The 13,945-nt window shown below is 62.2% G+C and carries 9 protein-coding genes and 3 tRNA genes; 3 read left to right on the top strand and 9 right to left on the bottom strand.

The genetic code is table 11. The features are described 5' to 3' along the window. Positions 1 to 45 precede the first annotated feature (45 nt). The 5 genes from ABQM86_RS13095 to bcp all read right to left on the bottom strand — a co-directional run bounded on the left by ABQM86_RS13095 (position 46) and on the right by bcp (position 7,379). Positions 46 to 3,246, bottom strand: a complete 3,201-nt coding sequence (locus ABQM86_RS13095; protein WP_369744615.1) for an efflux RND transporter permease subunit — start codon at positions 3,244 to 3,246, stop codon at positions 46 to 48. A gap of 67 nt (positions 3,247 to 3,313) precedes the next feature. Continuing rightward, positions 3,314 to 4,819, bottom strand: a complete 1,506-nt coding sequence (locus ABQM86_RS13090; RefSeq protein WP_207593842.1) for a malate:quinone oxidoreductase — start codon at positions 4,817 to 4,819, stop codon at positions 3,314 to 3,316. Between the two features lie 79 nt (positions 4,820 to 4,898). Further along, positions 4,899 to 6,566, bottom strand: a complete 1,668-nt coding sequence (locus tag ABQM86_RS13085; protein ID WP_280623045.1) for an ABC transporter substrate-binding protein — start codon at positions 6,564 to 6,566, stop codon at positions 4,899 to 4,901. A gap of 204 nt (positions 6,567 to 6,770) precedes the next feature. Continuing rightward, positions 6,771 to 6,852, bottom strand: a tRNA-Leu gene (locus tag ABQM86_RS13080). A gap of 53 nt (positions 6,853 to 6,905) precedes the next feature. Next, the gene (gene bcp, locus ABQM86_RS13075; protein ID WP_337339677.1) at positions 6,906 to 7,379 is read right to left on the bottom strand and encodes a thioredoxin-dependent thiol peroxidase; all 474 of its coding nucleotides are present in this window, start codon (positions 7,377 to 7,379) and stop codon (positions 6,906 to 6,908) included. 85 nt (positions 7,380 to 7,464) lie between these two features. Here bcp and ABQM86_RS13070 point away from each other — a divergent pair, with 85 nt between their 5' ends. Further along, positions 7,465 to 7,932, top strand: a complete 468-nt coding sequence (locus ABQM86_RS13070) for a MarR family winged helix-turn-helix transcriptional regulator (RefSeq protein WP_242703328.1) — start codon at positions 7,465 to 7,467, stop codon at positions 7,930 to 7,932. Positions 7,933 to 8,032: 100 nt separating this feature from the next. Here ABQM86_RS13070 and ABQM86_RS13065 read toward each other — a convergent pair. From ABQM86_RS13065 to ABQM86_RS13050, 4 genes are all read right to left on the bottom strand, one after another. Then, a tRNA-Lys gene (locus ABQM86_RS13065) sits at positions 8,033 to 8,108 on the bottom strand. 191 nt (positions 8,109 to 8,299) lie between these two features. Then, positions 8,300 to 8,375 (bottom strand) — tRNA-Lys (locus tag ABQM86_RS13060). Positions 8,376 to 8,492: 117 nt separating this feature from the next. Continuing rightward, on the bottom strand, positions 8,493 to 9,659 hold the full coding sequence (locus ABQM86_RS13055) for a sorbosone dehydrogenase family protein (RefSeq protein ID WP_369744614.1): 1,167 nt from the start codon (positions 9,657 to 9,659) through the stop codon (positions 8,493 to 8,495). A 54-nt stretch (positions 9,660 to 9,713) separates the two neighbouring features. Then, positions 9,714 to 10,742 (bottom strand): hypothetical protein, encoded by a 1,029-nt coding sequence (locus tag ABQM86_RS13050; RefSeq protein WP_369744612.1) that lies wholly within the window; start codon positions 10,740 to 10,742, stop codon positions 9,714 to 9,716. A gap of 181 nt (positions 10,743 to 10,923) precedes the next feature. Here ABQM86_RS13050 and ABQM86_RS13045 point away from each other — a divergent pair, with 181 nt between their 5' ends. Both ABQM86_RS13045 and ilvD read left to right on the top strand, forming a co-directional pair. After that, positions 10,924 to 11,856: a LysR family transcriptional regulator gene (locus ABQM86_RS13045; protein ID WP_369744611.1), complete on the top strand. Its 933-nt coding sequence runs from the start codon at positions 10,924 to 10,926 to the stop codon at positions 11,854 to 11,856. A gap of 120 nt (positions 11,857 to 11,976) precedes the next feature. Continuing rightward, the gene (gene ilvD / locus ABQM86_RS13040; protein ID WP_207593838.1) at positions 11,977 to 13,695 is read left to right on the top strand and encodes a dihydroxy-acid dehydratase; all 1,719 of its coding nucleotides are present in this window, start codon (positions 11,977 to 11,979) and stop codon (positions 13,693 to 13,695) included. Positions 13,696 to 13,945 lie beyond the last annotated feature (250 nt).

Here is a 13,945-nt window from a genome sequence, read left to right as displayed (position 1 = left end):
TGTTCCCGGCCCTGCCCTGCAAGGTAAGTCTGTTGGCGGTGGCTGCTATTCGCCGGGATGGTGGGCTGCGCGGCGGCCCTTGACCCTGGGAATCATGCCCGTGGTCCAATCCTGGAATTCGTCCGACGAGCCGCTTCCGGTCGGCGTCGGCTTGTCCTGCAGGGCGTTCAGCAGGTCCTTCTTCTCCCGGCGTCCCTCCACCAGCTTGTAAAGTACCGGGACCAGCACCAGCGTCAAGGCCGTGGAGGAGACCAGCCCGCCGATCACCACAATGGCCAGGGGCTGTGAAATGAACCCGCCGCCGCCCGTGAGTCCCAAGGCCATGGGCGTCAGTGCGAACACCGTGGCCAATGCCGTCATCAGGATGGGGCGGAGGCGCTGGCGGGCACCGTGCGTGATGGCGTCTGCCACGTTCATGCCCGGGCTGCCATCGTGGGGCTTGCGGTACTGGTTGATGAGGTCGATCAGGACGATTGCGTTGGTCACCACGATGCCCACCAGCATCAGCATGCCGATCAGCGAAGGCAAGCCCAGCGGAACACCGGTCACCAACAGCAAGCCGACGGCGCCCGTGGCGGCGAAAGGAACCGACACCAGCAGGATCAGCGGTTGGATGAGTGACTTGAATGCGGCCACCATGATGACGTAAACGATCGCGATGGCCGCCAGCAGTGCCAGGCCCAACTGCCGGAAAGACTCGGCCTGCTGGGTTGTGGCACCGCCGATGGTGGCGGTGACCCCGGCCGGAAGTTCCACTGATGCCAGGCGCTCCTGAACGGCGGTGCTCACGCTGCCCAGGTTGGAACCTGACGGCGTCACGGTCACCCGCGCGGTTCGTTGCCCGTTGCTGCTGGTGATGGAGACAGGAGTATCAACCTGCTCGACTGCGGCAATGGATTCCAACGCCACCCCGCCGCGTGCTGTGGGGAGCTGGAGTGCCCGGACTGAAGCGATGCTGGTGAAGCGTGTGCCCTCACCGATCTGTACCGGGTAGTCGTTGGTATCGATCCGGACGGTACCGGCAGGGATGGGGCTGACGGTGGTGGCCAGGAAGGCCCCTACCTGTTCCTCCGTCAAGCCGGCTGCAACGGCTTTCGCGCGGTCAACGCGGACTTGGACCACCGATTGCTTGGACGCGAGGTTGGTAGCTACCTCGGAACTGCCCGGCACCCCGTCCATGGCCTTTACCATGGCGTCGCTGGCAGTCTGGAGGTCGGCGGAGTTAGCCGCCCGGATGGTGATGTCCACTGTGGAGGACGTACCGAAGCCGCCTTGCTGGGACCCGACGGTAACCTTCCCCGCGGCACCTTCAAGTTGTGATCTAACCTCATCCTGGAGCTTGGCCTGGTTCACTTTCTCGTCGGTGACAATGGTGAACGTCGAGTTGGACGAACCGGTTGATGTCAGGGCAGCGAAGCCTGTCTGCGCATTTCCGGAGGTGACCTGCACGTCCTTGATGCCGTTGATGCCCTTCAGGGCGTCTTCGATTTTGGCGGCTTCATCGCTGGTGGCCTGCAGGCTTGTCCCGGCGGGCAGGACCTGGCGTACGGTCATGCTGTTCTCGCCGGAACGGCCCAGCAGGTCGGTGGCCAGAAGCGGTGAAACGGCAACGGTCGCCACGAGCACCAAAGCCGCGGCCGACAGCGTGATGACCGGGTGCTTTTGTGTTTTCGCGAGGAGCGGAAGGTAACCGCGCTGGAGCCTGCTCTTTTGCTCGGCGTCCCGGGCCTTCTTTGCCGCCTCCTGGGTGGAGGCCGCCGCATCAGCGCCCTTTGCCGGGGACGCGAGGAACCAGTAGGCCAGTACCGGAACGATCGTGAGCGAAACCAACAATGACGACAACAGCGCGATGGTCACTGTGAGGGCGAACGGCCGGAACAGCTCTCCAGCGAGGTCACCTACAAAGGCGATGGGCAGGAAGACGGCCACGGTGGTCAGTGTGGAGGCCGTGATGGCTCCGGCGACTTCACGGATGGAAGTCAGGATGGCGGTGAGCTTGTGTTCGCCGTAGCTGAGGTGTCGCTTGATGTTCTCGATCACCACGATGGAGTCATCCACCACACGTCCGATCGCAATGGTCAGTGCGCCCAAAGTGAGGATGTTCAGTGAGTAGCCGGTGGCGTAGATGCCAATGAAGGTGATCAAAAGGGACAGCGGTATGGAGACGGCGGTCACCAGGGTGGACCGCACGGACATCAGGAATACCAGGATGACGGCCACAGCGAAGCCCAGTCCAAGAAGGCCTTCGGTGGTGAGGTCCTTGATGGACTTCTCGATGAACGGGGCCTGATCGAAGACCGGCGTGAAGGTGGCGTTGTTGCCCAGTTCGTCCTGCATGGGTCCGATCGCATCGCGCACGGCATGCGAGATCGCCACAGTATCGCCCTCGGGCTTTTTGGTGACGGACAGTGCCAGCGTCGGCTTGCCATTGGTGCGCGTGATGGAGGTAGCGGCGTCGTCCTCGATGCTGACGTCGGCCACTGCCCCGATGGTGGCAGCATTCTTTGCCCCTGTCAGGGGAAGTCCCTTAATGATGTCCAGGGAATCCACGGGACTGCCCAGCTGGAGGGACAACGTCTTGCCTTGGTCCTCGATGGTGCCGACGGGGACCAAGGTTCCGTTGTTCTTCAGGGCATTACTGATGGCCTGGATGGATGCACCGCTGCTGGCCAGGTCTGCCGGACGGGGCTGGATCTGGATGTGCTGGCTGGCCCCGCCCGTCACATCGGCGCCGCGGACGCCGTCGATTTTCTGGAGCCGGGGAACGCTTAGCCGCAAGAGGTCGGCATTGAGTTCACTGAGGGGCTTGTCCGAGGATACGGCCAAGTAGACGATGGGGAAATCGCTGATGTTCCCGGCAATGGACTGGGGCTCGACGTCGGCGGGCAGCACCCGCTTGGCGTTGGAGATGGCCCGGTCGATCTGGTTCCGTGCCCGGTCAAGGTTGGACCCGTAGGTGAATACCATGGTGATCTGCGATACACCATTGCGGGAGGTCGACGTGGTGGACTCCAGTCCCTCAACACTGTTCAGTGCTGTTTCCAGGGGCTGGCTCAATTGCTTGTCCACGACCTCCGGGGAAGCCCCGGGCATGGAGGTCACCACAGTGATCTGCGGGAACTCGATGGACGGAATGAGTTCCTGCTTCAGGGATCCCATGGTGATCACGCCGAACACCGCCGCAAAGACGGTGATCAGCGCGATCAGGGCCCGGTTTCCCAGAGAAAGCTTGGCCAGGCGGAACATTGCATTGACTCCCAGGGTCTACGTAACGATTCGTCTGACGGGAACCGGCCGCAGCCCCGGGTATGGCCTAGCTTTGGACGGCGTTGGCCACGTCAAGCTGCAGCGACCGCGCGGTGCTTGCTTCCAGTTCGGCAGCGAGCTCAGGGTTCTCGTTGAGCTTGACGCCATAGCCCGGCATCATGTCCTTGAGCCTGGACTGCCAGCCCTTGAAGTTCTTGGGGAAGGACTTCTGCAGCAGCTCGATCATGATCGGTACCGCCGTTGAAGCGCCCGGCGAGGCACCCAGCAGCGCGCCAATGGAACCATCGCGGGAGGCAATGACCTCGGTGCCGAACTGCAGGACGCCACCCTTCTGAGGGTGCTTCTTGATGATTTGTACACGCTGGCCAGCGGTAATCAGTTCCCAGTTGCCACCGGATGCCTCGGGGTAGTACTCACGCAGAGCCTCAACCTTGGCCTCGTGCCGCTTGGCAACCTCTTTGATGAGGTACGCGGTGAGGTCCATGTTGTCCTTGGCCACAGCCAACATGGGAATGATGTTTCCGGGTCGGATGGACAGCGGAAGATCCAGGTAGCTGGAGGTCTTCAGGAAGTTGGTGGAGAAACCGGCGTACGGGCCGAACAGGAGGGAACGCTTGCCGTCCACGTAGCGCGTATCCAAGTGCGGGACGGACATGGGCGGCGCGCCCACGGATGCCTGGCCGTAAACCTTGGCGCTGTGCTGTGACGTGATGGCGTCGTCGGTGCAGCGGAAAAACTGGCCGGAAACGGGGAAACCGCCGTAGCCCTTGCTCTCAGGAATACCGGAGGCCTGAAGCAGGTGGAGGGCACCGCCGCCGGCTCCCACGAAGACAAACTTCGCGTGGATGCGGCCGTGCTCGCCGGACTTGGGGTGCTTGATGGACAGGTCCCATCCACCACCGGATGCGCGGCTGATGTTGGTGACGTCGTGCCCGTAGTTGACCTCGGCACCACTGTCCTGCAGGTAGGTTGTGAGCTCACGCGTCAGGGCGCCGAAGTCGACGTCGGTGCCTTCAGCTGCGCGGGTAGCGGCCACGCGCTGCTTGCGGTCCCGTCCCTTGACGATCAGGGGAGCCCATTGTGCGATCTGGTCCTGGTCCTCGGTGTATTCCATGCTGCGGAACAGCGTATTGGGCTTGAGTGCCTCGTACCGGGTCTTGAGGAAGTTCGCGTGGTCGTCGCCAATGACGAAGCTCATGTGCGGGACGGTGTTGATGAAGCCCTTGGGGGATCCAATGACTTTGGTGTCCACCAGGTGGGACCAGAACTGACGTGACAGTTGGAACTGCTCGTTGATGTGGAGGGCCTTGGAAGGGTCCACGGAGCCGTCTTTGGCTGCGGGGGAGTAGTTAAGCTCACACAGCGCGGCATGCCCGGTGCCGGCGTTGTTCCACGGTCCGGAGCTCTCAAGCCCCGCTTCGTCGAGTCGTTCGAACAGGGAGATGGTCCAGGTGGGTTCGAGTTGCTTGATGAACGCACCAAGGGTGGCACTCATGATTCCGCCGCCAATAAGGACGACGTCGGCATGTTGAGTCTTGGAAATGAAGGTCACGATCAATCTCCGTTAGCGGCGGCACTGGCTGTCACAGAATATCCCCGCGAAGACCCAATACTGAAATTGCGGGCGAACGTCAAGGCTTTAAGCGGACGTTCGTGAAAACTTCGTTGAGGACCGGTGAAGCCGGGTAGCTTTCCACCTTGTTGGACAACGCCAAAGCGGAGATGGGGAAGGCGATCGGCACTGCCGGTACCGAGGCCGCGATCTCTGCGTTGATGGCCTGGTACTGGGCGTTGCGGTCGTCTCCGTCGGGCATGGCGCGTGCCCGCTCGATCTTGTGGAAGACTTCCGAATCCGCATAGCCGAACTCTGGCCGTGTTTCGCCGAAGAGCGGCCCCAGGAAGTTATCGGCGTCGGCGTAGGAGCCGTTCCAGCCCAGAAGGTGCAGTCCACGATCTCCCGCCGACTGGACCCGTTGCAGGTAGCCACCCTCCCAGTCCACCGGCACTGGCTTGATGTTGAAGCCAACAGCAACCAGTTGGCGGCTGATTTCGGCATAGATCTTCTCGGGAGTGGGCATGTAGGCGCGGGTGGCGTTCAGCGGGTAGTAGAACTTGATTTCCTCACCCTTGTAGCCCGCCTTTTCCAGAAGTTCCTTGGCCTTCTCCGGGTTGTACCCGAGGGACGGGGCGTTGTTGTTGAACCCACTGAGCTTGGGCGGCACGAACTGTGAGGCCTGTGCAGTGTTGTCGATGAAGAACCGCCGGATCAGCGTTTCCTTGTCTACTGCCATTTCGATGGCCTGGCGGACTTCGAGCTTCTCCAAGGGCGCCACGGCTTGGTTGATCCCGAGGTACATCACGGAGAACGGGTCGCGCTGGATGATCTGGACACCCTTCTTGACCAGTTGGTCAAAGGTTCCGGGTGTTACGAGGTCGTAGGCGTCGATCTTCCCGTCCAGGAGGGCCTGCTGCCGCGTTTCGGCGCGATCGAAGGGGATGAAATTGATGGTGGCTATTTGGCCCCTGTTGCCCCAGTACCCCTTGTACGTGGAGAGCGTGAGTCTGTTCTCATCCCAAGCGCTGAACTCATAGGGGCCCGTGCCTACGGGGTGGCTGGCATAGGCGGACACGGCCTGGCCGTTCAAGGTCTGGTTCAGCACATTCGCCTTTTGCGCTTCAAGGGCGGTGGGCGAGGAGATGGCAAAAGCAGGGAGGGTCAGCGCCTGCAGGAAACCGGTGAAGGGCCGCGTCAGGTTGATCTGGACGTCGTTGGCCGAGACCACTTTGCAGTCCTTGAAGATGGAGAACACCGGCTCATCGGAATAGGCCTTGAACACCCCTTGGAACGAAATGCCGGGTGCTTGTTTCCGGAGTTCAGCGGGAAAGGTGAACCAGCGATTGAAGTTTGCGCAGACAGCGGCAGCGTCCAGTGGAGTGCCGTCGTGGAAGGTTACCTCGGAGCGGAGCGTGAAATCGTAGCTGAGCCCGTTGTTGCTGTCTTTCCACTCCGTAGCCAGAAGTGGAGTTGTCTCACCGGTGGCGCCATCCACGCCGACCAGGCCTTCGAGGACCTGCCGAGTGACACGGTAGGACTCGGAATCCGCGGTCATGGCGGGATCGAGTCCCAGCGGCATGGATGCTGTGCCGAAGTTGAAGGTGGCGGTGGGCTCCACCGGAGCGGTACTGCTGGAGGACGAAGACGGTGCCGGGCCCGGTGTTCCCGTGCACGCTGCCAGCCCCAAAACCGCTACGGCAGCTCCGAACTGTACGGTCAGGCGCCGCATTTTGCTGCTTGCCACTCTTGTCCCCTCAAGCCGGTTGGAAGTGCTGTGGCCGGCTTCGGCCAGACCGCATTCCAGTCTAGTTGAACGTCCTGAGTGCACTTCCCAGCACATTTTCAGGAAGCCATCCCCGCTGCTTGAGGAAAAAACACCCCCGTGCTGCAGAGTTCTGCAACCGGGGGTATTCCGGGTGGCCTATGGCCACTGTGTGTTTCAATGCTGTGCGCAAGGGGGGACTTGAACCCCCACGCCCGAAGGCACAGGAACCTAAATCCTGCGTGTCTGCCAATTTCACCACTCGCGCTGGCTGATGGCCGGTGCCCTGGGGCGGCCCGCCATCGGCCTCCAGTGTACCCGCTACTTGTCCAGCTTGAGGTCCCGGCGAAGCTTGGCAACGTGCCCGGTTGCGCGGACGTTGTATTGCGCCAGGGACACTTTCCCCTCGGGGTCCACCACAATGGTGGACCGGATCAATCCCATGTAGGTCTTGCCATAGTTCTTCTTCTCGCCCCAGGCCGCGTAAGCGTCAGCCACTGCATGGTCCTCGTCCGAGAGCAGCGGGAACGTCAGCTGTTCTTCGGCTGCAAACTTGGCCAGTGCCTTGACGGGATCGGGGGAGACGCCAACGACGTCGTAGCCTGCAGCCTGGAGAGAGGCCAGGGTGTCACGGAAGTCACATGCTTCCTTGGTGCACCCCGGGGTGGAGGCTGCAGGGTAGAAGTACACGATGGTTTTGCGCCCTTGGAAGTCCGACAAGCTGACGCTTTTGCCGGTTTCGTCGGGAAGTGTGAAGTGGGGGGCAACGTCGCCCGGGATAAGTCGTTCTGCCACAATATGCTCCTTGCTGGGGATCGCGATTTCCCAGTTTAGTGGGGAGGAGCCGCGCTGGCTCCCCGTCCGCGCATATACTGTCGGCATGCCAGATATGGAGAGATGGCCCACCACCCGATTGCTTTCGACAGCTGCGCGCCTGGTGGAAATCTCGTGGAACGAAAAATTGAAGTCCATCGGCCTTACCCACGCCGGGGTCATTGCCATGCAAGTGCTTGCCGCCAAAGGCGCAATTACGCAGGCGGCGTTGGCCGAAGTCGCACGGGTCAAGGCCCAGACAATGGGTACTACTCTTGCGCGGTTGGAGCTGCACGGGCACATCGCGCGCCAGCGCAGCGACTCCGACCGCAGGAGCCATGTGGTGACCCTGACAGAGGCCGGCAGTGCAGCTCTCGCAGAAGCAGTGAAGCTTGAGCAGGACGTCTTGGCGCCCGTTGCCGTTGATACCGCACGATTGCGGGAGGAACTGAGGATTGTCGTCCGGGGGCTCGCTGGTTTACCGGCTCCTGAGCCGGAACCCAGCGACGAAGCCACCGACGTCGCGCAAAGCTGACCTACCCCAGGGCCCGATCCACGGCGTTCCGTCCCGGAACGCCGTGGATCGGAAACATAAAAGGCTCCGGATCGTTTTCACGATCCGGAGCCTTTGTTATTGGTGCACCCCCCGGGACTCGAACCCGGAACCCATTGATTAAGAGTCAATTGCTCTGCCAGTTGAGCTAGAGGTGCAGCTGTTGTTTCGTGCTCTCAGGGGAATTCGTATTCCTCGTTGAGCTCCGCAACGACAAATAACTCTACACCAGATTTCGACACTTCAAAACCATCATGACCCCGGAGTGATGCATGCCATGAAGAGATGATTCCAAAGCCCTGCGGAAATGAAAAAGGCCTTGGAGTGAAATTCACTCCAAGGCCTTTCTTGGTGCACCCCCCGGGACTCGAACCCGGAACCCATTGATTAAGAGTCAATTGCTCTGCCAGTTGAGCTAGAGGTGCAGCTGTTGAATTCGACCAAACCGGGAGCTTTTCTTTCCCCGGCGATCTCCGCAACGACATGTAACTCTACACGACATCCGCCCAACTGTGAAATCGGCCCATGCCCCATCACTGACCCTACGACGCGACCCGCAGAATCAGCGCAAAGTCGGGGTTTCTGTTGTTGCTGACCAGCCATAAAGTGCCGTCCGGGGCGCGGGCGACATCCCTCAGCCGCCCGTGCTGTTCTGTGAAATAGGCCACAGGTTCTCCGGCTGACTCGCCGTCGAGCGGTACCGTCCACAGCCGTTGACCGCGAAGGGCGCCTGTGTACGCCACGTCGCCGACGATCTCCAGGCCGCTCGGAGAAGCTTCGGATGTCGAAGGCCACACGACCTTTGCATCGATCAGGCCGTTCCTTCCCGGTGCGCCGGTGACTGTGGGCCACCCGTAATTGCCGCCCGGCGTGATCAGGTTCAACTCGTCATCCACGTCCGGGCCGAACTCGCTGGCCCACAACCTTCCCTCGCTGTCCCATGCCAAACCCTGGACGTTGCGGTGTCCGTAGCTGAAGACGGGATTGTCGCCGAAGGGATTTCCGGGTGCCGGCCGTCCCTCGGGGGTGATGCGCAGGATCTTGCCACCCAAGGCATTGGTGTCCTGCGGCTGATCCCGGCGTTGCGAGTCTCCCGTGCCCACGTAGAGGAACCCGTCGGGGCCAAAGCGGATTCGCCCCCCGTTGTGGGTTGAAGCCTTCGAAATTCCCGAAAAAATTACGTCGGGTTCGCCCAGCGACAACGTCCCCCTGCTGTCTTCGCCCAGCTTCATCCTTGCAATGCGGTTGTCGCTGGCGGACGTGAAATAGGCATAGAGCCAGCGGTCGTTCTGGAACGTCGGAGACACTGCGAGGCCCAGGAGGCCGCCTTCGCCTCCAGGGACGACGCCGGCAACCTCGCCTACGGTGGTGGACCTGCCATCACTGATGGCTTTGACCTGGGCGGAGTCGCGCTCTGATACCACTGCGGTTCCATCCGGCAGGAACACCACCGACCACGGCAGCTGCAACCCGACGTCGAGCTTTTCAGTGATCTCGGGAGCCTGCCGGCTGCCGGCTGTCCCTTGACCTCCTGCTGGCCTTTCGCTGCTGCCGGGGCTGGAAGGCACTGGGGCCGTGGTGGTGGGGTTCGGCGTTACCGCGGTTCCCGGGGATGACGGGCTGCCCGTGCAGCCTGTCATCACCAGGATTGTCGCGAACGCGGCGGCAAACATCAGCAGTCTTCGCCGTTCCGGTGAGTGCGTGCCCATGCCAGCGTCCGTTACCGAGGTCCGTAGTTACCGGTCAAGTGGTGGCTTGCCGGGTCAGTGCCTGTTGCGCCTTGGTGGCCTGAACCCCGCGGCCTCTGCATGCGCGGCCGATTCAAACCACACGTCAGCGGCAACGTCGTCATAGTCCGCAGTGTCTTCGTCGTGGTACGTCATGGCCGCCGCGTTGGCTTTGACGGGATAGGCGTCTCCCGCAATGCTGGAGGAGCCGGTTCCGTAGGGGTGCTCGGCGGCAAGGTGCCCGGAGGTTGTGGGGTCCTCTGCCGCTGCAGACTCGGCGCCCGGGAGGGTGGGGGAGTGCGCGTCCGTGTACTCGTGGTGGTGGACTGGAGCCCCTGATGAGTCGGTCCATGTCGATTCCCACTCGGCCTTGTCTGCAGCATCCTTGCCTGCGGGCTCCGAAGCACCCGCATCCCAGTCGTCAACGTCGCCAGGATCGGCTGTGTGTGCCGTGTCAGCTGTGTGCCCCGTGTCAGCCGAGTACACAGCGGCGTCGGTGTCGACTGTCGGCTGGGCCACCACGGGTTCCTCAACCACCGGTTCCTCCACCACGGGAGCGGCAACAACGGGCTCCTCCACTGTGAGGCCGGGGGTGGGAGACGGCGCGGGGTCGGGAGATGGGGCTGCCACTGGTTCCCGGGCGGGTTGCACGAGTGATTCGTCACCCTTACGTGCGGCTGGCCCAGCCTTTATGTCCCCGGCCAACGACTCGTCGTCAGCCTCCTGGTCCCTGCGGGCTTTGAGGTCGGCCGGTTCATCAGCGATGGACTCGTCCACAGATTCCCGGGCGGGTTGCCCTGCTGGTTCCCTTGCCGGATCCCGGGGGGATTCGTCGCCGGAGGTGCCGCTGCCCTCGGCGGCCGCCTTACCCAGGTTGGTGACGCCGGCCAGGCCTGCCACCCCGGCTGTTGCTGCGGCCGCATCCGGCAGGGTTGTGGCGTTGGCGGGCTCCATTGCGGCGGGAGCGTGGGTTGAGGACGAATTACGTGCTTTGTTGCGGTTCATAAGCCACCAAACAATGGCAATGGCCAACACAATGACAATGACCCAAATTATCCAGTCCATGTGGATGCCCTTCTGCTCACAGGGGTGCAGTTCGTGGTGTTCCTGACGTTACGTGCCTGCTAATGGGCTGTCCAGCCTTTGACCTGCTGTTCCATGGAATGTGATCAGTCTGCTGAGGAAAATCGCGGGTGCTGCAAAATCATGGGGAATGGAATTCCTTCGGTTCGCCTAGTCTGGCTGAATGGACGTGAAAAGACTGCAGATTCTGCGCGAGTTGGCAGACCGTCAAAGTGTGGGTGCCACGGCTGAGGCGATGAATGTCACGGCGTCGGCAGTCTCGCAGCAACTGAAGACGTTGCAGGCGGAAATTGGTGTTGTGCTGGTGGAAAAGGTCGGCAGGGGTGTGCAGCTCACCGAAGCGGGATACGCCATGGCGGCCGCGGCTGCCGACATCGCCACAGCCATGGCGCGGGCTGAGTCCACGATCGACACCTACAGGAAGGGATGGCAGACCCGCGTGTCCGCAGCGTTCTTCCCCAGCGCGGCAGAAATGCTGCTGCCAGGGATGCTGCATCGGGTGTCCTCTGTAGAGGGGCTGACTTTCGACGCACATTTCGAGGATCCGGGAACCGCGCACTTCGCGCCCTTGGTGGCCGACTACGACATTGTCCTTGCCCACAGCGTGGACGGCCCGGAAGTATTTGCCCGGCAGGGCCTGACGGTGGTTCCGCTGCTCGAAGAAGCCCTCGACGTCGCTGTGCCTGCGGGCCACCCGCTGGCAGCCAAGGCGAGGTTAAGTCCCAGCGATGTTGTTGACTACCCCTGGATCGGTGTACCGGAGGGATTTCCCTTTGACACTGTCCTTCGCCAAATCGAGCTCCATGCGGGCCGACAAGCCAACCGTGGCCAGCGGTATCCGGACCTGCGGGTGCTGGAGGCACTGGTGGGTGCGGGCCATGGGATCTGCCTCCTCCCGCGGTACACGGCCCGGGCCAGTGCCAGACGGGGCCTGGTGCTGCGGCCACTCACGGAGGTGAAGGCCAGCAGGAGCATCGTGGCACTTTCCCGCCAGGAGGTAGCCGCCCGGGGAACCATCGCGATCGTCCTTGACATGCTCAGGAGTGAAGCCGCGGAAATCGCCAAGGAGCTTCGGGACTCCCCTCCGGGTACGTAACCCCGGGACCGCAATACCGGGCTGCCGGGAAACCTTGTTTGCCCTGCAATATTTGGTCGATCCTGCTTAACCCGGCATGGAACAGCGGCGGCGGCAGCGAGGTACCCATAGACTTTGCTCATGAGTGACACCGAGATTGCGACAGACATCACGCCGGACATCAAGCCCCGCAGCCGGGTGGTCACCGATGGCATCCACGCTGCACCCGCCCGTGGGATGTTCCGTGCGGTTGGCATGGGAGACGACGATTTCGCCAAGCCGCAAATTGGTGTCGCCAGTTCATGGAACGAAATCACGCCCTGCAACCTCTCCCTCAACCGCCTTGCACAAGGCGCCAAAGAAGGCGTCCACGCCGGCGGTGGCTTTCCCATGCAGTTCGGCACGATTTCCGTTTCGGACGGCATCTCCATGGGGCACGAAGGCATGCACTTCTCGCTCGTTTCCCGCGAGGTCATTGCCGACTCTGTGGAAACCGTGATGCAGGCCGAGCGTATTGACGGTTCGGTCCTGCTGGCTGGTTGCGACAAATCCCTTCCCGGGATGCTCATGGCCGCTGCCCGCCTGGACCTCGCCTCCGTCTTCCTTTACGCCGGCTCCATCATGCCCGGATGGGTCAAGCTCGAGGACGGCTCGGAAAAGGAAGTCACCCTCATTGACGCCTTCGAAGCCGTGGGTGCCTGCGCCGCAGGCAAGATGAGCATGGAAGACCTCACCCGCATCGAAAAAGCCATCTGCCCCGGCGAAGGCGCCTGTGGCGGCATGTACACGGCCAACACCATGGCCTGCATCGGCGAAGCCCTGGGAATGTCGCTGCCGGGCTCAGCCGCCCCGCCGTCGGCAGACCGCCGTCGTGATGACTTCGCCCGCAAGTCCGGCGAAGCGGTGGTCAACCTGCTGCGCCTGGGAATCACGGCCCGCGACATCATGACCAAGAAGGCCTTCGAAAACGCCATTGCCGTCACTATGGCTTTCGGTGGTTCCACCAATGCCGTCCTGCACTTGCTGGCCATTGCCCGCGAGGCAGAAGTTGAGCTGACGCTCGATGACTTCAACCGCATCGGTGACAAGATTCCGCACCTCGGCGACCTGAAGCCCTTTGGCCGCTACGTCATGACTGACGTGGACAAGATCGGCGGCGTGCCCGTCATCATGAAGGCACTGCTCGACGCCGGACTGCTGCACGGTGACTGCCTCACCGTGACCGGCAAGACACTCGCCGAAAACCTCGCCTCGATCAACCCGCCGGACCTTGATGGCAAGATCCTCCGCGCCTTGGACAATCCAATCCACAAGACCGGTGGCATCACCATCCTCCACGGTTCCATGGCGCCCGAAGGCGCCGTTGTGAAGAGCGCCGGCTTCGATGCGGACGTCTTTGAAGGCACTGCGCGTGTCTTCGAGCGTGAACAGGGGGCCCTCAGCGCGTTGGACAACGGCGAAATCAATAAGGGCGACGTCGTGGTGATCCGCTACGAAGGCCCCAAGGGCGGCCCGGGCATGCGCGAGATGCTGGCGATCACCGGAGCCATCAAGGGCGCAGGGCTGGGCAAGGATGTGCTCCTGCTTACCGATGGCCGTTTCTCGGGCGGCACCACCGGATTGTGCATTGGCCACGTTGCGCCAGAAGCGGTCGACGGCGGTCCCATCGCCTTCGTGAAGGACGGGGACCGCATCCGTGTGGACATCGCCGCGCGCTCGTTCGATCTCTTGGTGGACGAGGCCGAGCTCGAGGCCCGCAAGGAGGGCTGGGAGCCCCTGCCGGCCAAGTTCACCAAGGGTGTGCTGGCCAAATACGCCAAGCTTGTCCACAGTGCCTCCACGGGGGCGTACTGCGGGTAATTCCTGCTCCGGACTCCGCCCGCCCTAAGGGCGGAGTCCGGCAGGCGGACATGGCTGTCCAAATAGTGAGATACGATTGTGGTCAATTGACACGTATCTCACTTTGAGGGAACACTGAACGCATGATCACATTCGTTACCGTCGGCGTCGTCGTCCTTACCAAGCGCGTGGCTTAGCCCGACTGGTAACGAACCGTCACGCGCAAACCCCTCGAAGAGCCGGAAGGCTGAGGGGTTTTTTTATTCCCCGA

It is taken from the genome of Paenarthrobacter sp. AMU7, from assembly GCF_041200195.1.
GTDB lineage: Bacteria > Actinomycetota > Actinomycetes > Actinomycetales > Micrococcaceae > Arthrobacter.
This window is presented reverse-complemented; position numbering and strand designations above follow the sequence as displayed.

Coding starts and splice junctions, on each gene's coding strand:
- ABQM86_RS13070 (WP_242703328.1), top strand. CDS start 7,465: ATGCCAGATATGGAGAGATGGCCCACCACCCGATTGCTTTCGACAGCT.
- ABQM86_RS13045 (WP_369744611.1), top strand. CDS start 10,924: ATGGACGTGAAAAGACTGCAGATTCTGCGCGAGTTGGCAGACCGTCAA.
- ABQM86_RS13095 (WP_369744615.1), bottom strand. CDS start 3,246: ATGTTCCGCCTGGCCAAGCTTTCTCTGGGAAACCGGGCCCTGATCGCG.
- ilvD (WP_207593838.1), top strand. CDS start 11,977: ATGAGTGACACCGAGATTGCGACAGACATCACGCCGGACATCAAGCCC.
- ABQM86_RS13050 (WP_369744612.1), bottom strand. CDS start 10,742: ATGGACTGGATAATTTGGGTCATTGTCATTGTGTTGGCCATTGCCATT.
- ABQM86_RS13055 (WP_369744614.1), bottom strand. CDS start 9,659: ATGGGCACGCACTCACCGGAACGGCGAAGACTGCTGATGTTTGCCGCC.